The 20,225-nt window shown below is 68.3% G+C and carries 14 protein-coding genes; 10 read left to right on the forward strand and 4 right to left on the reverse strand.

Annotated elements, in window-relative coordinates; translation table 11 throughout:
* Nucleotides 1-113: 113 nt before the first annotated feature.
* From ACFW0G_RS14705 to ACFW0G_RS14715, 3 genes are all read right to left on the reverse strand, one after another.
* Nucleotides 114-3,320, reverse strand: a complete 3,207-nt coding sequence (locus ACFW0G_RS14705; RefSeq protein ID WP_378325688.1) for a DUF2961 domain-containing protein — start codon at nucleotides 3,318-3,320, stop codon at nucleotides 114-116.
* 138 nt (nucleotides 3,321-3,458) lie between these two features.
* Nucleotides 3,459-5,429, reverse strand: a complete 1,971-nt coding sequence (locus ACFW0G_RS14710) for an FG-GAP-like repeat-containing protein (RefSeq protein WP_378325690.1) — start codon at nucleotides 5,427-5,429, stop codon at nucleotides 3,459-3,461.
* A gap of 46 nt (nucleotides 5,430-5,475) precedes the next feature.
* On the reverse strand, nucleotides 5,476-6,012 hold the full coding sequence (locus tag ACFW0G_RS14715) for a hypothetical protein (protein ID WP_378325691.1): 537 nt from the start codon (nucleotides 6,010-6,012) through the stop codon (nucleotides 5,476-5,478).
* A 557-nt stretch (nucleotides 6,013-6,569) separates the two neighbouring features.
* On the opposite strand from ACFW0G_RS14715, the gene ACFW0G_RS14720 reads away from it, so the two are divergent.
* Both ACFW0G_RS14720 and ACFW0G_RS14725 read left to right on the forward strand, forming a co-directional pair.
* Nucleotides 6,570-10,454 (forward strand): nucleic acid/nucleotide deaminase domain-containing protein, encoded by a 3,885-nt coding sequence (locus ACFW0G_RS14720; RefSeq protein WP_378325692.1) that lies wholly within the window; start codon nucleotides 6,570-6,572, stop codon nucleotides 10,452-10,454.
* A 69-nt stretch (nucleotides 10,455-10,523) separates the two neighbouring features.
* Entirely contained in the window at nucleotides 10,524-10,925 is a 402-nt protein-coding gene (locus ACFW0G_RS14725) for a hypothetical protein (protein ID WP_378325693.1), read from the forward strand.
* Between the two features lie 114 nt (nucleotides 10,926-11,039).
* Here ACFW0G_RS14725 and ACFW0G_RS14730 read toward each other — a convergent pair whose 3' ends face one another.
* Entirely contained in the window at nucleotides 11,040-11,675 is a 636-nt protein-coding gene (locus ACFW0G_RS14730) for a TetR/AcrR family transcriptional regulator (RefSeq protein ID WP_378325694.1), read from the reverse strand.
* Between the two features lie 79 nt (nucleotides 11,676-11,754).
* On the opposite strand from ACFW0G_RS14730, the gene ACFW0G_RS14735 reads away from it, so the two are divergent.
* The 8 genes from ACFW0G_RS14735 (at nucleotide 11,755) to ACFW0G_RS14770 (ending at nucleotide 20,223) form a co-directional block, all read left to right on the forward strand.
* On the forward strand, nucleotides 11,755-12,489 hold the full coding sequence (locus ACFW0G_RS14735) for a 3'(2'),5'-bisphosphate nucleotidase CysQ (RefSeq protein WP_378325695.1): 735 nt from the start codon (nucleotides 11,755-11,757) through the stop codon (nucleotides 12,487-12,489).
* Entirely contained in the window at nucleotides 12,486-13,385 is a 900-nt protein-coding gene (cysD, locus tag ACFW0G_RS14740; RefSeq protein WP_378325696.1) for a sulfate adenylyltransferase subunit CysD, read from the forward strand. The genes ACFW0G_RS14735 and cysD overlap by 4 nt, the downstream gene beginning before the upstream one ends.
* On the forward strand, nucleotides 13,385-15,277 hold the full coding sequence (gene cysN, locus ACFW0G_RS14745) for a sulfate adenylyltransferase subunit CysN (protein WP_378325697.1): 1,893 nt from the start codon (nucleotides 13,385-13,387) through the stop codon (nucleotides 15,275-15,277). The genes cysD and cysN overlap by 1 nt, the downstream gene beginning before the upstream one ends.
* 52 nt (nucleotides 15,278-15,329) lie before the next feature.
* Entirely contained in the window at nucleotides 15,330-16,409 is a 1,080-nt protein-coding gene (locus ACFW0G_RS14750; RefSeq protein WP_378325698.1) for a DUF1214 domain-containing protein, read from the forward strand.
* Entirely contained in the window at nucleotides 16,406-17,551 is a 1,146-nt protein-coding gene (locus ACFW0G_RS14755) for a sulfotransferase family protein (protein WP_378325699.1), read from the forward strand. The genes ACFW0G_RS14750 and ACFW0G_RS14755 overlap by 4 nt, the downstream gene beginning before the upstream one ends.
* The gene (locus tag ACFW0G_RS14760) at nucleotides 17,551-18,330 is read left to right on the forward strand and encodes an SDR family oxidoreductase (RefSeq protein ID WP_378325700.1); all 780 of its coding nucleotides are present in this window, start codon (nucleotides 17,551-17,553) and stop codon (nucleotides 18,328-18,330) included. The genes ACFW0G_RS14755 and ACFW0G_RS14760 overlap by 1 nt, the downstream gene beginning before the upstream one ends.
* Before the next feature lie 76 nt (nucleotides 18,331-18,406).
* Nucleotides 18,407-18,868 (forward strand): SRPBCC family protein, encoded by a 462-nt coding sequence (locus ACFW0G_RS14765; protein WP_378325701.1) that lies wholly within the window; start codon nucleotides 18,407-18,409, stop codon nucleotides 18,866-18,868.
* On the forward strand, nucleotides 18,865-20,223 hold the full coding sequence (locus ACFW0G_RS14770; protein ID WP_378325702.1) for an FAD/NAD(P)-binding protein: 1,359 nt from the start codon (nucleotides 18,865-18,867) through the stop codon (nucleotides 20,221-20,223). The genes ACFW0G_RS14765 and ACFW0G_RS14770 overlap by 4 nt, the downstream gene beginning before the upstream one ends.
* The last annotated feature ends 2 nt before the right edge of the window (nucleotides 20,224-20,225 follow it).

Genomic DNA, 20,225 nt, shown 5'->3' on the forward strand with positions numbered 1-20,225 from the left:
CGGGCCGGCGCGCCCCCCGCGCGGGCGCCGGCCGGCCTTTACCGCCCCGCCCCCCCCCCCCACCTTCTCCCCCGCCGCTCCCGTCCGGGCCGCCCCCCCCCCCCCCCGCCGGGTCAGTACAGGCTGGGCCGGGGTAGTTCGTCACCGAGGGCGAAGTGGTTGTGCCACAGGACTCCTCGCCCGGTGAAGCGCGTCCCGTCCGAGGTCGCGACGTAGGCCTGGCCACTCTTTCCCCTGGTGAAGGTGACAATATCGGCCTTACCGTCTCCGGTGAAGTCGCCGATGCCGGGTACCTCATCTCCGAAAGCGAAATAGTCGTGCCATCGGCTGGGTGCGGTGAGGCCGCTTCCTGTCGAGGTCGCGACGGTGACCTGGCCGTTCGCGAACGAGATCACGTCCTCCTTGCCGTCCCCGTCGGCATCGCCCAGCCCGGACTTGGCGGCTCCGCCGCTCACGTTGTCGCGCCATTTCCACCCGTCCTGGACGAACTTCGTGCCGTCGGACAGGGACACGAACACGTTGGCGGTGGCACCCCGGGTGAAGGTGACGATGTCGTCCTTGCCATCGCCGTCCATGTCGCCGACGGCGGGGATTTCGTCGCCGACGGCGAAGCGATCGTGCCATTTCCAGCCGTCTTGGACGAACTTCGTGCCGTCCGAAAGGGACACGTAGACGTCGGCGGCGTCGCCCCGGGTGAACGTGGCGATGTCGTCCTTGCCATCACCGTTGAAATCCCCGACCAGCGGCATCTCGTCGCCGACCGCGAAATGATCGTGCCATTTCCAGCTGCTCTGGGCGAATTTGCCGCCGTCGGAGAGTGATACGTAGACGTCGGCGGAATCACCTCGGGTGAAGGTGGCGACATCGGTCTTGCCGTCACCGTCGAAGTCCCCCGTCAATGGTATTTCCTTGCCCGTGGTGAAGAAGTCGTGCCATTTCCAGCCGTCTTGGACGAATTTGGTGCCGTCCGAAAGGGACACGTAGACGTCGGCGGCGTCGCCCCGGGTGAACGTGGCGATGTCGTCCTTGCCGTCACCGTCGAAGTCGCTCGTTGCCGGTTGAGTGGCGCTGGCCGATATCGGCGCGGAACCGGCCCCGGCGTTGCCCGCCGCGTCCACCGGGACGACCCGGTAGTACCAGGTCTGACCGGGCGGCAGCGAGCGATGGACGAACGCCGTGGCGCGCTGCGTGCCGAGCAGGGTGGCGGGCGAGATCGGCACCTGTGGTGTGCGGGCGCCGTAGATCCGGTAGCTGTGCACACCGACATTGTCGGCGGCGGGTTTCCACTCCAGCCTCAGCGAGCGATGTGTGGTGCCGCGGAAAGCGGGATTCGGCGCGGCGGGGCCGGTGGTGTCCTGGGCGGGCCCGGTCATGCTGTCCACCAGGTAGCGTGTTGCCGTCCACTGTGGACTCCCGGCGGCCGGGCGCAGGGTGATGGTGACGTGTGTCTTGCCCGCTGTGGCGGACCGGGGCAGCGCGAAGGTATCGGACAGCCAGCGCGACGCGGTGTTGCCGAGTGGCTGGTACCAGACTCCCGCGGAGACTCCGTCGACGAGCACTTCCGCGCGCTGGCCTGCGTTGGCCTGGTCGCTCGTTCTGCGCAGCAGCACGCCGGTGCCGGCCGGCGCCACTGTCACCCGGAACGACGACTCTCCCGAGCCCGAGCGCACCTCGTCGTGTGCGGTGAGGTCGTTCTCATCGCCTTCGAAGGAGCTTTCCAGCGTGGCCTGGGACGCCCCGGGGGCCTCGGTCCAGCCGTGCGCGGCACGGTTGCCCTGGTCACCCACCTCGACGGTGTCGGTATGCCGGCCGACGGGTTCGGGCCGGGTGTAGAGGTAGGCGGTGGAGGCGTATTCGGCGTCGACGTCGTTCTGCTGGCCGTGCTCGATACCGAAGGTCAGTGCGCTGCCGTAGCCGACAGAATCGCTCAGCAGCAACCGGTAGGCCCCGGTGCAGTCGCCGGGGCAGCTCGCCGTGGTGCGCTGGTGGCGCGGGTTGCCGTTGAACGGATTGCTGAATTCGCCGCGGTCGAAGTACCAGCCTCCTTCGTAGAAGTCCTCGGTGCCGGTGCCGTGCAACTGCGGGCTGGGAGACGAGTCGATGTGGACGCGTTCGTCGCCTTCGAGGAACCCACGGTGTTCGGGACCTCGCATGGTGTGTGAGACCCCGACGAGACGGCCCCGGCCCCCGGTGTCGACGAAGTTCCAGTCCTGGCCGGCCACGGTCCGGCCCGCGTGGGACTGGGTGGTGAAGTACCCGGCGTCGCCGCCGGGGCCGAGTTCCTCGGACCAGCGGGCATCGGGAGCGGAGGTCGTTTCCACGGTGATACCGCGCACCTCGCTCGTGCCGGTGTTCACCAGCTCGACGGTGGCCGAGGTCCGGTAGGGCATTGGCCACCAGCTGGAATACCAGCCGCCCGGGGCGGCGTCCATGGCGAACAGCAGCGAGCGGACCGAGGCCGGGCCGAGCCCGCTGCCGAAGAACTCGCCGACCGGGCTGTCCACGGTCGTCCGCCCGTCGAAGGTGATGCGAAGGCGGAGCGCCCGGCCAAGGCTCTCATCGGCCGCCGCGCCGAGCAGCCGCAGGGCGGAAATGCTGCCGGGGCCGGTGAGCTGTGCCGCGGTCGCCTGTCCGCGCGGGGGCAGGATCAGCTCGGTGGACTTCGTACTCGCGTTCGGATCCTGTGGCTTGGGATCGCGTGTACCCGACGCGCGCAACAACGCCAGCACGTCCTCGGCCCGATCCGCCGGATCGAAGGTCGTGATCCCCTCCGCGGTCGGGAAATGCCGGTAGCCGAGGTGGTAGAAGTTCGGGTTGTTCTGCACGGTGACCCGCATGGATTCCCGATACGGCATCGGGACCTTGACGTAGCTTCCGCCGGAGCTCTGCTCGGCGTCGGCCACCAGCGGGAAGCTGAACGGGGCACCCGCGCGGCCGCTCACCACGTCCTGCAGCGACCGGTCGAGCACCACCCTGCCGTCCAGCTCGATGCGAATCCAGCCGGTGTCGCTCAGGTCCCCGGTCCGGTTCCGGGAGATCTGGGTGAACCACAGTGCGTCGATCTCGCCGGGGCCGTAGTCCTCGCCGAGGACACAACCGCTTTCGCTGTGCCGTAAGCAGGAGTAGGCCCCGCTGAAACCGTCGTTGTTGCTGCCGTCCCGGCCGAAGCTGGAGAACTGACGGGTCTGCACGCCCGGCGGGGGAAGTTCGGACAGCCGGTCGAGCTGCCGGAAGGTCGCCCAGCCGGCCGCCTGCTGCCGGGCCAGTGCGGGCGCGGCACCCGCGGGGGCCCCGCCCGGGAGCACAAGGACCGACGTCATGACGACGAAGAGGGCAAGAAGGGCACGCAGAACAGAACGTATACGCATAGTTTGTCCGATACCTGATTCTTTCTTGAGCGCGCTGGTGGCCCCGAGGTGCTGCACCGGGGCCACCAGCGGCTGAGGACAGGCAGGCGGTTACCAGATGAAGCCGGGGAGCGGAATCTCCGTGCCGTAGCCGAAGAAGTCATGCCACTTCTTCGATTCCGGGATGAACTTGTCACCTGTGGAGGGGGCCACGTAGACGTCGGCACCTTCTCCGCGGGTGAACGTCACGATGTCCGCTTTTCCGTCGCCATTGAAGTCTCCGACGCCGGGGATCTCGTTGCCGACCGCGAAGTAGTCATGCCACTTCCAAGAGTTCTGCACGAATTTCGTGCCGTCGGAGAAGGACACGAAGACGTCGGCGGCGTCGCCGCGGGTGAAGGTGACGATGTCGTCCTTGCCGTCGCCGTTGAAGTCGCCGACCGCCGGGATCTCGCCACCTGCCGCGAAGAAGTCGTGCCACTTCCAGCCGTCCTGCACGAACTTGGTGCCGTCGGAGAAGGACACGTAGACGTCGGCGGCGTCGCCGCGGGTGAAGGTGACGATGTCGTCCTTGCCGTCGCCGTTGAAGTCGCCGACCGCCGGGATCTCGCCACCCGCCGCGAAATGGTCGTGCCACTTCCAGCCGTCCTGCACGAACTTCGTTCCATCCGAGAAGGACACGTAGACATCGGCGGCGTCGCCGCGAGTGAACGTGGCGATGTCGGTTTTCCCGTCACCGTTGAAATCGCCGGTCATGGGGATTTCGTTGCCGATCGAGAAGTGGTTGTGCCAGGTCTTGGGCTGATCGAACCCGGTGCCGTTGGACAGCGCCACGGTGACCACTCCGGTGGCTCCTCGGGCGAAGGTCGCGATGTCGGCCTTGCCATCTCCGTTGAAGTCACCACTGAGCGGGATCTCCTGCCCGGCCACCAGGTAGTCGCTCCACTTGGCCGCCGGGTTCGTGAACTTCGTGCCGTCGGAGGGCGCGACATAGACGTCGGCCAGTTCGCCGCGCGTGAAGGTGGCGACGTCGTCCTTGTCGTCACCGGTGAAGTCGGCGACCGTGGCCAGTTGTGTGGTCGCCGACGCGACGGTCGAGGCCAGCGCGTCCTGACCGGTCGCGGTCACCGGCACGATGCGGTAGTACCAGGTCTGTTTGCCGGGGAGGTTTCCGTGCGTGAAGCCCGGCGTGGTGACGGTGCTGAGCAGCGTCGCCTGGCTGAGCGGCACGTCCGCTGTCTGGGAACCGTAGACTCGGTAGGACTTGTAGCCGCGTGCCGCGACGGGATTCCAGTGCAGGTTGATGGCGTGCTTGCTAGCCGGGGTCGCGGCGAGGCCGAGCATCTGCTGCTCGATCCAGTCGGTGATGTTGTCGAGACGGGTTTCCACCGTGCCCCGCCGGGTTTCGGTCTCGCCGAGGCAGCCTGCCTGCCATGATCTGTCGTTGAGGGCGACGAGTTCGGGCCAGCCGTTGTTGTCGCGGAACGCGGGGCCACCGGAATCCCCCTTGCAGGTGTTGGCGTCCGGTGTCTGCCCGGTGATGCCGATCGTGGTGGGCGCCAGCGCCGAGACGGAAAACGTCGCCGTGTGCAGTTTGCTGGGCGCCCACTCGGTTTTCGTACGGCCGTAGCCTGCCACCCGGAGAATTTCGTCTCGTCGCGGCTCGGTGTTGCCGATCTTCACCGGGGCGACACCGGTGACCGCGGTGGCGAGTCTGACGAGGACGAGATTGCGATCCGGGCGGGGAACGAGCGAGGTCACCGGGACGACCTGCCCGGCGGTGGTGGTCAGGTCGGTGCGGCCGATGGTGGCGGTCGTGGGCTGCTTCGGCGGGCCCGCCGGTGCGGGCTGGCCGTTCTCCGAGAAACAGCTGGAGGCGGTGAGCACCCACAGCGGATCGACCAGCGCACCGCTGCAGCTCCGGCCGGTGGTGTCGATCTTGGCGACGAACGGGTAGGTGTTGTCGGCGGCGGGGCCGCCGCCGGTGATGGCGTGCGCGGGTGCACCGGCCAGCAGGCCGGCGGCGAGTGGTGTCGTGAGCAGACCGATGATCCACCCAGCCCGCGGGCGGGTACGTGGCACAGCGGGATCCCTTCTCGGGGTTCGGTTTTCGGAATGTCCTGACCGGTCAGGACGACGCGTTCAGTTCGAGCAGGGTCGTCGGCGGGTTGCTGGGGTTGCTCCCGGTGCCGACCTGGGTCGATCCGCTCGGATCGACGTCGACGGTGGTGTGCTGCCCGTCGTCGGTGGTCAGTTCGGCGCGCAGCTTGTGCCCCTTCCCCGCTTCACGCCCGTCGCCCCGGATCTCGAAGACGGCGGGGATCTTCACGGCGAGGCGCCCGGTGGGGGCGGTGACCCGGAAACAGATCAGGCCCTTGCCGCCGATTCCGATGCCGGGACTGCTCACCTGGATGAAGCCGATCGGCCCGGTGGGCGGGGTGGCGCAGTCGGCGAACAGGATGTGCCCGTCGCCGGAGATCAGCTTGACCCCGTAGTCCGCGAAGATCTTGTCAGCGCCTGGATAGGCGTAGTCCTCTTCGAGCGTCGGCGGTTCGTCGGCGGCGCGCGCCGGGCCGGGGGAGACGCCGGAAGAGGGGGTGACGCACATCAACACCACCACGACCCCGGCGAGGCCGACGACCAGAAGGCGATAGAGCAAGCGCACAGTTCCCTCTTTTCTTGCAGTACTCGGGCAGGCGAAAGTTTGTTTATTGAGCAGCATGAGCCGGTGAGCACGAAAAGTAGGCGCGGATGCCGCGCCTTCAGAAGCCCCCCGACAACCCCCAGGCAAAGACTCTGCCAAGGCCGAGTATTCCCTGGCGCGGACGCCAGGGCAACTGTCACCTGAGCCAAGTTCGGCAGCTCGTCACGTTCTCGGTAATGGGATTGTTCGCAACATGGGGTTTCGGCGCAATCGACTGGGCCGAACAGAGCAGACTCGCGACCGTTTGGGCCGAACAGTGCAGCAGTGGGACAAGGTTCCGGACAAGTTCATCGCGCGTTCTTGACTTCCCGGGGTGATCGGCTGCCCTGTGCTGCTTGCGCTACACCAAAGGTGTCAAGAAGCCGGACGGGCATTGAGTACCGTCCTGGTCGAGTGCTATTAATGATTCGCTATCCGGCATCGCCGGTAATTGCGGAAAGCGCTGTCTGGCGCAACGCGAGGGCATCACGTCTTTCAGGGAATAACCGTCAGCCGGGGAGGGTGACAGGGTGAAACCGTTGAGAACAAGGCCGCGCCGAGCGCGGCTCGTCACGACATTGTCGGTGATCATCGCGCTGGTCTGGCAGTTGGTCGGGGGCCCGCCGGCCCTCGCGGCTCCCGGCGCGGCCCCGGCATCGGCCGCGCCGCGTGCCGAGGCACCACTCAGCCCTCGTGCGCAGGTCGTGGCGATCTGGCGCTCGGCGGGTCCCGTGGTGCGGGCCGAAGCGGAGAAAGCGCTGCTCGGTTCGGACGCCGAGGTGCAGGCGTTCCTGGCCACGAGCGTGGATCGGTTCGCGCCCGTCGACGACCGGATCAGCGTCAACCGGATGATGGCCGCCGGCGGAGTGACGCTCAAAGCCGCCGCGCAGCGGGCTCTGGACTCGACCGTGGACGGTGCTCTGCGGACATTCCTCGAATCGGGCTGGCAACAGCCCGCCGCGACCGACCGGCGGCTGCGGGTCAACCAGATCATGGCCAGTGCGGGCCCGGTGGTGCGGAAGGCCGCCCAAGAAGCGCTGGACGCCAACACACCCGAAGCCCTGCAAGCCTTCCTGGAGACGAAGCTTTCGGTCGCGTCCGAGACCGACCAGCGGCTGCGGATCAACCAGATCATGGCGGGCGGCGGCGCACAGGTGCGCGCGGCCGCGCAGCGCGCGCTGGACGCGGCCACCGCGCAGGCATACACCCTGTTCCTGACTTCCGAGTGGCCGGTCGCGGCGGCCAGGGACCAGGAGACGGCGAGCATCGCCGAACTCGCCGCCGTCGCGAAGGACGCGGGGGATCAGGCGGCGCGCGAAACCCAGTTCGCCAAGGACGCCGCCGCCCGCGCGGTCACCGAGGCGGAGCTGGCGCGCAAGTCCGCGGAAGACGCCGCGCGGGCGGCGGAAAGCGCGAAGGGCCACCTCGCCGAAGCCGCGGCTGCCGCGCAGCGGGCGGCGGAGGCCGCGAACCGCGCGGCGGCGGCAGCGCAGGAAGCGATCGATGCGGCCAATGCGGCCGCCGCGGCCGCAAGGGTCGCCGCCGCGGCGGCGGTCCGGGCGTCGGCCGCGGCGTCGAAGGCCGGGCAGGCCGCGGCGCGTGCCGCTTCGGCGGCGGCGGATGTCCGGACAGACCTCTGCAAGTGCAGGATCGACGTGGCCGTCCAGGCTGCCAAGGACGCCAGGGAAGCCGCCAACCACGCGAAGGACATCGCCAGCGCCGCCGACGCGGCCGGGAAGGCCGCGGAAAACGCGCAGGCCGCGATCAACGCGATCAGGGTGGCCGGTGGCCATGCCAAGCAGGCGGGGGATGCGGCCGCCGAGGCGGGCCGCTACGCAAGTGAGGCGGGGGCGGACGCCAGCAGGGCCAACAAAGCCGCCGCGGCCGCACGGGCGCAGTCCGCGCGAGCGGACCGGGCCGCCAACGCGGCCTACGCCTTCGCCGGTGAGGCCAAACAAGCCGCCTACGACTCGCGGGACGCGGCCAACCGCGCCGCCGACGACGCACGGGCCGCCGCCGCGGCGGCGGACGCGGCGGTCGCACACGCCGGGAACGCGGCCGACGCGGCCAAGGAGGCGACCGAGCACGCCAACGTCGCCAGCGCCGCCGCCGAACGCGCCAACACCGCCGCGAGCACGGCTGTCGCCCTGTTCGAGGCTGCCCGCAAAGCCGACGCCGAGCGGCTGGCGGTGCAGTCCCAGCAGGTCGAGGAAGCGGCGAGGGATGCCGCCGACGCCGGCGCCAAACTCGAGGCGAGCAAGAACTGGGCCGCGACCCAGGAAGCCCAGCGGGACGCGGAAACCCAGCGCCTGCTGGCGGAAGCGAGCGCACCGAACGCTGATCCCGCGCTCGTCATCGCCGACGGCCGGAAGATCGCGCTGCGGCTGACCGGCACGGGCGGTTCGTGGAACCGCGCCGCCGCGGCGGCCGCGCTCTCCGGCGCCGACGCCGAGGTGATCAACTACGTCCGCACCGGTATCGCCAGGGCCACCGGCCAGGACGACCGGGAGACGTTGACCAGCCTGGCGAAGACCGGTAGTGACAAGATGCGCGCCGCGGCCGACGCCGCCCTCGCCGGATCTGACGAGGACGTCGCCCGGTTCCTGCGAAACCCGGACTACCCCGCCCGCGACACCGAGTCCCGGCTCACGGTCAACCAGATCCTCGCGGCAGCGAAGACGGCGGGCAACACGACCGTCGTGCAGGCCGCGCAGAAGGCGCTCGACACCAACAACGGCGACGCCTACCGCGAGTTCCTGGACAAGGGGCAGTACAACGCGCTGGGGACCGACGACCGGCTGCATGTCAACCAGCTCGCGGCCGCGGACACGAGCGGGCTCGAACTCAAGGCTATGGCGAACGCCACGCTGGCTGGCCCGCCGGGGCTGATCCGGGAATTCCTCGCGACCGGCCAGCATGTCGCCGCTCGCCACGACCAAGAGGCGGCCGCCCATCTCGCCACGGTGGCCGGCTTCCTCTCCGAGGCGATCCGCGCCGCCACCGAAGCCGCGCAGAACGCGGCCATCGCGCAGAAGGTGGCCGCGATCGCCCGCAATGCCGCCAAGGAGGCGGACGACTGGGGGAAGGCGGCCGAAAAATACGCCGGCGAGGCTTCCGGATACGCGAAGGAGGCTCACCGGCACGCCCTCGAAGCCGAACAGTCCGCCCGTAACGCGGCCGAATCCGCCGCCACCGCGGGCAGAGCGGCCGAGTCGGCGAAGGCGTCCGCGCAACGCGCAAGTCGTTCCGCGGTATGGGCACAGGTCTCGGCTCAGGAGGCCGCCGGCTATGCCCGTGCCGCCAACGACGCCGCTCGCGAGGCCTACGACAACCTGATCGCGGCGGGTAAGAAGGTCGACGAGGCCGTCGCCGCGGCCAACGAGGCCATCAACGTCTACAACCAGAAAATCAAGTCCGTCAGGGCCGACATCGCGCAGCGCCTTGCCGGGGAATGTAAGTACCTCGAGCACGTCAACCCCGAGGAATACAAGAACTGCATCTACACGAGCGGGTACACGGCGCTGCATCCCGGGGAAGTGGCACTCGAACGGTCCAAGCTGTGCAATCTCCTGTTCAGCGGAAGTGAAAACTATCGCCAGAACTGCCTGCACGAGGTTCTGAGCCCGCACTTCGAAGCCATGCAGGCGCTGACCCTGGCCACCCCGCTCATCGAGGCGGGCGTCGCGTTCGCGAAGGGCCTGCTGTTCCTGGAAATCGGAGTGGTCGGGGGCGCGCTGTGCGCCGAAGCCTGCACCGTGCTCTTCGCCGCCACTCCGTGGGGTATCGAACTCGCTCCGCTCGTCACCTCCGATATCGCGGCGGGGCTGTTCTCCGGCATCGGGGGCGCCGCCGGTGGCATCGGCGGGCTACGGCTGCGCGCGCTCCTCGAAGAAGACGCCGCGGGAGCCTCCGCAGCCGGATCCCGCATCGCGCGACTTCAGCAACAACTCGCTCGCTGGCCCGTTCCGCCCTGCCTCTGGAAAGGCGCCGGATACGCGGGGTTCGCGGTTCCTGCCTGCGGCCTCATCCCCTACAACAGCGACGAACTCGGCAAGCTCGCCTTCATCGCCCGTGAAAGAGCGGGATACGGCCCCGGACGAAACGTCGCCGTCGCCAGGGTACCCGGCTGGAAGAGCGAAAACCCCAACGTTCCCGACGATTTCGTAGTTGGCTTCAGCAGCGCCGACGGGCAACAGGTGCACTCCGAAGGGCATATCCTCGAACAACTCCAGGCCAAGGGTTTTACCGCAAGGGATATCAAAGCCATTTACACTGAACGATCCCCCTGCGATGACTGCGAAAAACTCCTCAAAGATCTCGAGCAGGGAACGCCGATCACCTGGTCTGTTCCTTACAGTAAAGAGTGGTATGACGCTACCACTGATCTGCTCAAGCGTATGATCCAAGACGCGCGCCGCGGGTAGCTCGTATGCTGGGCTATACTCGCCTGCACTCTGTCCATTGGATTGTAGATAAGCTGGAGCCTGAGAAAGATGTCTGATCAAGCGGGTGCATCGAATGACGTGCTTGCCGCCTACGGCCGGTTGGCAACCCAAGTGTGCGCCGAGCTGACTCGTGCGGGTTTGGTTTCCTATCGCGGTAATCGCGACGTCGAAGGTCGCCCTGGTGCGGAAGTCGAGATTCATGCCGCCGTAGACGGCAGCGGGGGAGTTTCTGTTAGCTGGATCACCAAATCCGAGCTTCTGGACGAAGTCCAGGATGCGATTTTCTCTGGGCAAACAGAAAGGCCGGTGGTGGCCTATTATGAAGCGATCAAAGGAACGATGAGAAATGCAATCAAGTCCATCCTGAGTGCTGCGGGATTTACTGTCGAAATAGTAGAGGAAATGAGTCCGGTGTTGTATGTGCGCTCGGCGCCGGGGAATAAATCGTGATAAGGGTGCCGGGTACGGTAAAGATTAGTTGACCACTGGCTGCCTTGTGGGGTGGCCGGGGGTGCGACCTCCCGGCCACCCGGGCGAAAGGCGGTCATTGGTCGGCTTCCGGAGTTAGCCTGATATCACGATGCTGCGCTCGACGGCTTCGGTGGCGAAGGTGATCAGGCGCTCCGGCCGGATGCGGTCCTGCCGGGATCCGCCGAGGAGCAGGTCGTCCGCGACGCCGATGAGCGCGTCCCACACCCAGTGCGCGAGGGCGGGATCGTCGATCAGGGTCTGGCCGTGCGCCTCCGCGCTCTCCCGTAGCGTCTTCACGAGCGCCTTCAGGGTGTGCCGGTACACCGTCGCCGATGTCGCCACGCCCTTCGAGCGCCGCCCGCCCGCGAGCACCTTCGCCTCCCACTGCGGGGCGGAGCGCCCGAGCCTGCGCCAGAGTTCGGTGATCTGCGGCAGAATTTCACGGAGTACTCCGGCGATACCGATCGTGACGTCCACTTCGGACAGAGTGGCCTGGATGTCTTCGAGGCGTCGGGCGGTCAGCGCGACGAAGACGTCGTCCTTGCCGCCGAAGTACTGGTACACGGTGCCGGAGCTGACACCGGCTCCGGCGGCGATCGCGCGCATGGTCAGCGCCGTGTAGCCGGACTCCTCGATGAGCCGCTCGGCGGAGGCCAGGATGTCACGCCGCCTGCCCTCGGCGTCACCCCATGCTGTCGGCAGCGGGCCGGTCGTCTCGGTCTTCGCCATGGAAACGACCTTAGCGCAAGTCTGGACGATGTTCATTTTAAGTATTGGACGTTGTTCATTTTGCGGTTATGGTGGCCTCATGGACGAGATGGACGCGGCATTGGCCCGCCGCCTCGCGGACGCGGCGGGCGCGGTCCTGCTGGATCTCCGGCGGACGAACCACGACCCGGACGCGGTGCGCGCGGAGGGTGACCGGCGGGCGCAGGAGGTCATCGATCGACAGCTTCGCGCGCACCGGCCCGCGGACGCGGTGTTGTCCGAGGAGGCGCCGGACGATCCGGCCAGGCTGGCCGCCGACCGGGTGTGGATCGTCGATCCGCTGGACGGCACCAGGGAATTCGGCGAGCCCGGCCGTACGGACTGGGCGGTCCACGTCGCGTTGTGGCAGGCGGGGGAGCTGACCGCGGGGGCCGTCGCCCTGCCCGCGCTCGGTCGCACCTACGCCACCGATGAGCCCATCCCGTCTCCGCCCGCGCGGGCCGGGCGCCTGCGCATCGCGGTGAGCAGAACGCGGCCACCGGCGGAAGCCCGCCGGTTGGTGTCCACATTGGACGCCGAACTCGTGCCGATGGGCAGCGCGGGCGCGAAGGTGATGGCGGTGGTCAGCGGCGAGGTGGACGTCTACCTGCACAGCGGCGGCCAGTACGAGTGGGACTCCGCGGCGCCGGTCGCGGTGGCCAGGGCCGCCGGTCTGCACACCTCGCGGCTGGACGGCACCGCGCTGACGTACAACAAAGCAGACCTGCGCGTTCCCGATCTGCTGGTGTGCAGGCCGGAGCTGGCGGGCGCGGTACTGGCGGAGGTGCCGGCATGACACTGGACCATCTCGACCGGCTGGAGGCCGACAGCATCGACATCTTCCGCGAGGCTGTCGCGGAGAGCGAACGGCCGGTGCTGCTCTACTCGATCGGCAAGGACAGTTCGGTGCTGTTGCACCTGGCGCGCAAGGCTTTCTATCCGAGCCCGCTGCCCTTCCCCCTGTTGCATGTGGACACCACGTGGAAGTTCCGGGAGATGATCGCTTTCCGGGACGAGACCGCGCGGCGTCTCGGTCTCGACCTGATCGTGCACCGCAATCCGGACTGTCTCGCGCAGGGCATCAATCCGTTCGACCACGGGTCGGCAACGCACACCGACCTGTGGAAGACCCAGGGTCTGCGGCAGGCCATGGACAAGCACCGGTTCGACTTCGCGTTCGGTGGCGCCCGGCGGGACGAGGAGGCCTCCCGCGCCAAGGAGCGGGTGTTCTCCTTCCGCAGCGCCCAGCACCGGTGGGAGCCGAAGAACCAGCGGCCGGAGCTGTGGCGGCTGTACAACACCCGGATCGGGCCCGGCGAGAGCATCCGGGTGTTCCCGCTGTCCAACTGGACCGAACTCGACGTGTGGCGCTACATCCGGCGCGAGCGGATCCCGATCGTGCCGCTGTACTTCGCCGCCCAGCGGCCGGTCGTCGAGCGCGACGGCACGCTGATCATGGTGGACGACGACCGGATGCCGCTCGCGGACGGCGAGGTCCCGGCGACGCGCAGCGTCCGGTTCCGCACGCTGGGCTGCTATCCGCTGACCGGGGCCGTGGAGAGCAGTGCTCGCACGATCGACGAGATCATCGCCGAAATGCGGACGGCCACCACGTCCGAGCGGCAGGGGAGGGTGATCGACCACGACCATTCCGGCTCGATGGAGCGGAAGAAGCAGGAAGGCTACTTCTGATGACCCAGGCGATCACCGAGGTGCGGGACGGCGAGGACGTCGAACACGCCGATCTGCTGCGATTCATCACCTGCGGCAGTGTCGACGACGGCAAGAGCACGCTGATCGGCAGGCTGCTGTACGAGTCCAAACTGCTCTACAGTGATCAACTCGCCGCGCTCACCGCCGATTCGAAGCGGCACGGCACCAGGGGAGCCGACCTCGACTTCGCGCTGCTCGTCGACGGCCTGGCCGCCGAACGGGAACAGGGCATCACCATCGACGTGGCGCACCGGTTCTTCGCCACCGAGCGCCGTCGCTTCATCGTCGCGGACACCCCTGGCCACGAGCAGTACACCCGCAACATGGTGACCGGTGCGTCCACAGCGGACGCCGCGGTGATCCTGCTCGACGCCCGCAAGGGCCTGCTCACCCAGACCCGCAGGCACACCCATGTGGTGGCACTGCTGGGAATCCGGCACGTGGTGCTCGCGGTGAACAAGCTCGACCTCGTCGGCTACTCGAAGGCCGTGTTCGACGAGATCAGCGCGGAGTACCGCGCTTTCGCCGCGGCACTGGGCATCGGGGACGTCGCCTGCATTCCGGTGTCCGCCGTCGAGGGGTCCAATGTGGTCGCTCGCAGTGAACGGACGCCGTGGTACGAAGGGCCGACGTTGGTCGAGTGGCTGGAATCGGTCGAGGTGGACGACGGCGCGTCCACCGGCCCGGCGCGGCTGCTCGTGCAGTGGGTGAACCGGCCGGACGACACTTTCCGCGGCTTCTCCGGGCGGGTGGTGCGGGGCACGCTCCGCCGCGGGGAGCGCGTCCGGGTGCTGCCGGGCGGTCATGAGTCCACTGTGGAGCGAATCGTGACCATGGACGGTGATCGGGAGCAGGCGGTCAGCGGGCATTCGGTCACCGTGGTGCTGGCGGACGAGGTGGACGTCAGCCGGGGCAGTGTGCTCGCCGCGCTGGAGGCGCCCGCGGAGGTCGCCGACGCGTTCCAGGCACACCTGGTCTGGATGGACGAGCACGAGATGCTGCCCGGCAGGCGGTACCTGGCCAAGTTCGGTGCGCGTACGACCGGGTTCACCGCCGAACACCCGAAGTACCGGATCGACGTGGACACCCAGGCGCATCTGCCTGCCAAGACCGTGCGCCTCAACGAGATCTGCGTGGCGAACCTGCACATCGACCGGCCGGTGGCCTTCGAGCCGTACCGGGCCTGCCGTGATCTCGGCTCGTTCATCGTGCTCGACCCGCTGAGCAACCGGACGGTCGGCGCCGGGATGATCGACTTCGCGACGCGCCGCACCGCGAACCTGCGGTGGCAGGCCCTCACCGTGGACAAGCGGGCGCGCGGAGTGCGCAACGGGCACCGGCCGTGCGTCGTGTGGTTCACCGGCCTGTCCGGTGCCGGCAAGTCGACAATCGCCGACCTGGTGGAAAAGGCGCTGCACGCCGAGGGAGCACATACCTTCCTGCTGGACGGGGACAACGTCCGGCACGGCCTGAACTCCGATCTCGGCTTCACCGACGCGGACCGGGTGGAGAACATCCGCCGGATCGCCGAGGTGTCCGCGCTGATGGTGGACGCCGGGCTGATCGTGCTGGTGTCCTTCATCTCGCCGTTCCGCGCCGAGCGGGCGCTGGCGCGCAGCCTGGTGGAATCCGGCGAATTCTGCGAAGTGCACGTCGACACTCCGCTGGAAGTGGCCGAGCGGCGTGATCCGAAGGGGCTCTACGCCAAGGCGCGGCGCGGTGAACTGGCCAATTTCACCGGGATCGATTCCCCGTACGAGCCGCCGCGGGACGCCGAAGTGCGGCTCGATACCACGGCCATGAGCGCCGAGCAGGCGGCGGAGGCGGTGCTCGCCAAGCTCAGGGAGATGCGAGTGCTCGGCAACTATTGAACGTTGTCCATAATCCTGTACAGTCACACTAGAACGTGTTCTAGGAGGTGTCGTGGCCGAGATTGCCGGGGCCTGGACCGAGTTCTGCCGCGCGTTGGAGCGAGCCGGTCAGGTCGTGCTGCGGGACACCGCGCCGGACACCCCGCTCGACCGGGCGGAAGGCTTCCGGTACTTGAGCAGGTTGACGCGCGAAATGCTCTATTCCTGCGTCGACAACGCCGACCCGGATTTCCCCCGGCTGCACGAACTCGATCTGGTGAAGATCGGCGCCGACAATCCGGACAACGTCTACCTGTCGGCGAACATCCGTGGCGATCGCAGTTACCGGATCACCGGGCGGCGCGGCACCATCGCGTACTTCAGCATCGGTTCCAAGGCCAACCGGTACGCCAAGGACGGCACCATGGCGTCCACCGGCGAGCTGACCGGCGCCGAGCTGGTCCCCGAACCGGACGGGACGATCGAGATCATCGCCAGCGCGACGAAGCAGGGTCGCAACTGGTTGCCGCTCGCCGCCGATTCCACCGGGCTCGTGGTGCGGCAGACCTACCTCGACCGCATTACCGAGACGCCGGGGCAGTGGCGGATCGAGCGGATCGACGGGCCGGGCGAACCGGCCGAGCTGGATCCGGAGTTCCTGGCCAAGGCGTTCGGCAGGGCCGCGCTGTCGGTGCACGGGACCGCGGAGACCTTCGCCAGGTGGACCGAGAAGTTCATGGCCCGGCCCAACGAACTGCCCGACTTCGGCCAGGACTTCTTCCAGCGAGCCGGTGGTGATCCGGAGATCTTCTACCTGCACGGCTACTGGACGCTGCGGCCGGGCGAGGCGTGGGTGATCGAGACCGAGGTGCCGGACTGTCCTTATTGGAATTTCCAGCTGGACAACTGGTGGATGGAGTCGCTGGACCAGCGCCGCCGCATCACGGTCAACAAGCACACAGCCGCGCTGGACGAGGACGGCCGCGTGACCATCGTCGTGGCCGACCGCGATCCCGGCGTCGGCAACTGGATCGACACCTGCGGGCACACCACCGGTACCGCTCTGCTGCGCTGGCTCGGCGCGGAGCGGCACCCGATCCCGCGGTGCCGGGTCGTTCCTGTGGATTCCTCGGCGGTAAAGGAGAATCGATGACCTCGTCGTTGCGTGTCGACGATCTGCTGAGCACAGCGCGGGACAAGACGGGGTTGACCGAATTCGGCGACGACTGGTTTCTCGAACCGCTCGGCGTGCTCGTCGCCGCGCTCAACGACGAGGCCCGGTTGTCGGAACTCGGTTTCCAGCTGACCCAGCGCAGGGTGATCGCACTGCTGGCGGACCGGCTCCGGCTGCGAGCGGTGCAACGTGAGCATCCGGAGATCCTCGACGTCGAACCGGTGGTGGCGGCCGAGATCTGCGGCCTGCCACGCACCGGATCCACGCTGCTGCACCGGTTGCTGGCCGCCTCCCCGAAGCTGACTTCCACACTGTCCTGGGAAACCTCCTATCCGATACCGTTTCCCGGTGAGGGGCCCGGCGCCGCCGAACGCAAACGTCGCGCGCAGGAGCGAATGCAGGCGTTTCTCGATCTTTCCCCGAACTTCGGCGATATCCACACCATTACCTGGGACGGCCCGGAAGAGGACGTGATCCTGGTCGACCGCTCGTTCACCTCGATGAGCTTCGACTCCTTCTACTGGGTGCCCAGTTACGGCGACTGGCTGCGGGCCGCGGACCAGAGCAAGGCGTATCAGGAGCTGTACCAGTGGTTGCAGGTCCTGCAGTGGCAGGATCCGGCGCGGGCGGGCCGGAAGTGGGTGCTGAAATCGCCGCATCACCTCACCGCGGTGGACACCGTGCTGGACACCTTCGAGGGGTGCCGGATCGTGATGACGCATCGCTCCCCGGCGCGTGCGGTCCCGTCCTACGCCTCGATGGTGTGCACGATGTCGGCGCAGTACAGCGAGAAAAGCGATCCGGTCGCGGTCGGCCGGTACTGGAGCGATCGGTTCGCCACCGCCCTGCGCGAGTTCACGGCGGTGCGCGCCCGGCGGCCGGACAGGTTCGTGGACGTCCGGTTCGACGCGATGCTGACCGAGCCGGTCGCGCAGGCCCGCCGGGTGCTCGGGGAGCTGGGGCTGACTGCCGACGCCGCGGACGACGCCGCGTTCATGTCCTATGTGGAGCGTGACAAGAAGGAAAGGAACGCCGCGCATTCCTACACGGCGGAGGATTTCGGGCTCTCGGCCGACCAACTCGACCGCGATTTCGCGGCCTATCTGGAGGTGTACCTGTGATGCTCGACGGTGAAGTCGTTCTCATCACCGGGGTCGGGCCCGGACTGGGCGTCAAGCTGGCCGCTCGCGCCGCGGCGGAGGGCGCGAAGGTCGTCATGGCGGCGCGCTCCACCGACGTCATGGAAAAGGAAGCGGAGAAGATCACCGCCGCGGGCGGGGAAGCCTTCGGTCTTTCCTGCGACGTCCGCAAACCCGACGAGGTGGCGCGTCTGGTGGACGCCGCCGTCGAGCGGTTCGGCCCGATCACGGGGCTGGTCAACTCGGCGTTCGGTCATCCCGGCCTCAGCGCGCTGCTCGACACCCCGGAGAAGGCGATACGCCGCTCCATGGACATCATTCTCTACGGCGCGCTCAACGTGACCCGCGCGGTGGTCCCGCACATGAAGGCGGCGGGCCGTGGCTCGATCGTCAACATCGGCACGATGGCGACCCGCAAGCCGATGCTGGGCGACGGCGGGTACGCGGTGGCCAAGGCGGCGATGAGCTCGGCGACGCGCTCCCTCGCCGTGGAACTCGGCGAACACGGCATCCGGGTCAACCAGGCGGTGATGGGCTGGCTCGACGGCCCCGGCGTCCGTTACTACCTGCGGATGACCGGCGAACAGCGCGGGGTGTCCGAGCAGGAGGTCTACGACGAGATCGCCGCCCGCAACCCGCTCGGCCGGATTCCGCCGGACGAAGCGTGTGCGGGTTCCGTGCTGTTCCTGCTGTCCCGCTACGCCAGCGAGGTCACCGGGGCGACGTTGGACGTGAACGGCGGGGAGTACATGCCGTCATGAGCGAAGCTTGCGAGCGAATCATGGACATCATGCGCCAAAAAGGATTGGACACTGTCTCGCGGAGCGAGTCGATCGCATGAGTAATGTTGTCGAGTCCGTCACGGTCGAGATCGGCGCGCCCGCGGAGTTCGTCTGGGACGTGCTGATCGACTATCCGCGTTATCCCGAGTGGAATCCGTACACCGTCAAGGTGGACACCACGCTGCGCGTCGGCGAGGCGATCGACCTGACGTTGCCCAACAGGGACGGCTCGGCGGGTACGTTCGTCAACCGCGAGTACATTCGCGTCGTCGACCCGCCGCGTCATCTGCGGTACGACACCGGCGACGAACTGCCCGGCATCTTCGCCTTCCGCGACCAGTGGATCGAACCGCTCGGGCCGGCCCGGTGCGGCTACCGCACCACGGACACCTTCAGCGGCAAGTACGCGGAAGCGGTCCTCGACCAGACCGGGCAATGGGTCAAAGCCGGATTCGACGCCGTGGCCCGCGCGCTGAAAGCACGCGCCGAAGAACTTTGGGTGGCCGAGGCGAGATGAGGCCGCCGGAATCGACCGTCGCGATAGTCGGCGCCGGCCCGGCCGGGGTGCTGACCGCCGTCCGGCTGCTGGACGCGGCCGCGCGGGCCCGGCGCCGGATCGATCCGGTCCTCATCGATCCGGCCGCCGAGGTCGGGCACGGGACGGCCTACCGGACACCTGAGCCGAAACACCTGCTCAACACGCCCGCGGGCAAACTCGGCGCGGATCCCGCCGACCCCAGCGGTTTCGTGCGCTGGAGCAGTGAACGGCTCAGGCGGCCGGTGGGGCCCGGCGAGTTCCTGCCGCGCCGCCACTTCGGGGACTATCTCGGCGCTTTGCTCGATTCGACCGCTCGGCGTAGCGGCGCGCACTGGGACTATGCGCGTGAGCGAGTCGTGCGGCTGGAGCGGTCCGAGGCGGGCGTGACACTGGAGCTGGCGTCCGGTGCGACGCTCGCCGCGTCGGCGGCCGTGCTCGCCGTCGGGCCCTGCGCCCCGGACTGCGGCTGGGCGCCGCGACACCTCCGGGAGTCGCCCCGGTTCGTCGCCGATCCGTGGGCGCGCGACGGGGGATTCTCCTCGGACGGGGACGTGCTGTTCGTCGGAACCGGGCTGACCATGGTCGACCTCGCCATCCAGCTCGACCGTCCGGATCGGACACTCCATGCGGTGTCCCGTACGGGTTTGCTGCCCCGTGCGCACGCGTCGCGGCCCGGGGCTCCGGTCGTCGCACCGAACCTCGCCGGTTTGGGGCCCGACGAGGTGTGGCGCGCGGTGTCCGGCGGGCGGAGCTGGCGGTCGGCGGTGGACTGCCTCCGCCCGGTCGCTTCGGCACTCTGGCGTGGGTTCTCCGTTGCCGAGCAGGAGCGTTTTCTCGCCGAGAAGTCGCGGTACTGGAACGTTCTGCGCCACCGGATGGCGCCGGTGGTCGCCCATCGGCTGCGGAGGATCCGGCGGGACGGCCGTCTGCGCCTGCACACCGGAGAGGTCACCGGAGCGGTGGAGGACGCCGGCGGGCTGCTCGTCGCGCTGTCGGACGGACAGGTGCTGCGCGTCGGCCTCGTCGTCAACTGCACCGGGCCGAAGCTGGATCTGCGTGCGGGCGGGAAACTGGTGCCGAGTCTGTTCGCGGACGGGCTCGCGATGCCGGGCCCGCACGGGCTGGGTATCGACACCGCTGCCGACGGGCGTGTGCTCGCCCGCACCGGTCCCGACACTCCTTTGTGGACGCTGGGCGCACCACGGGTCGGCACGCTCTGGGAATCCACCGCCATTCCGGAGATCCGGGACCAGGCCGACGCCGTCGCCGCTTCTGTGCTGTCGTTCGTGACAACGCGGAAGACGGTGACCGCCGGACTCGGTACGCTGCCGTGAGC

The organism is Amycolatopsis sp. NPDC058986 (genome assembly GCF_042741125.1).
Classification (GTDB): Bacteria; Actinomycetota; Actinomycetes; order Mycobacteriales; family Pseudonocardiaceae; genus Amycolatopsis.

Coding starts and splice junctions, on each gene's coding strand:
- ACFW0G_RS14705 (WP_378325688.1), bottom strand. CDS start 3,320: ATGACGTCGGTCCTTGTGCTCCCGGGCGGGGCCCCCGCGGGTGCCGCG.
- ACFW0G_RS14725 (WP_378325693.1), top strand. CDS start 10,524: ATGTCTGATCAAGCGGGTGCATCGAATGACGTGCTTGCCGCCTACGGC.
- ACFW0G_RS14730 (WP_378325694.1), bottom strand. CDS start 11,675: ATGGCGAAGACCGAGACGACCGGCCCGCTGCCGACAGCATGGGGTGAC.
- ACFW0G_RS14735 (WP_378325695.1), top strand. CDS start 11,755: ATGGACGAGATGGACGCGGCATTGGCCCGCCGCCTCGCGGACGCGGCG.
- cysD (WP_378325696.1), top strand. CDS start 12,486: ATGACACTGGACCATCTCGACCGGCTGGAGGCCGACAGCATCGACATC.
- cysN (WP_378325697.1), top strand. CDS start 13,385: ATGACCCAGGCGATCACCGAGGTGCGGGACGGCGAGGACGTCGAACAC.
- ACFW0G_RS14755 (WP_378325699.1), top strand. CDS start 16,406: ATGACCTCGTCGTTGCGTGTCGACGATCTGCTGAGCACAGCGCGGGAC.
- ACFW0G_RS14760 (WP_378325700.1), top strand. CDS start 17,551: ATGCTCGACGGTGAAGTCGTTCTCATCACCGGGGTCGGGCCCGGACTG.
- ACFW0G_RS14765 (WP_378325701.1), top strand. CDS start 18,407: ATGAGTAATGTTGTCGAGTCCGTCACGGTCGAGATCGGCGCGCCCGCG.
- ACFW0G_RS14770 (WP_378325702.1), top strand. CDS start 18,865: ATGAGGCCGCCGGAATCGACCGTCGCGATAGTCGGCGCCGGCCCGGCC.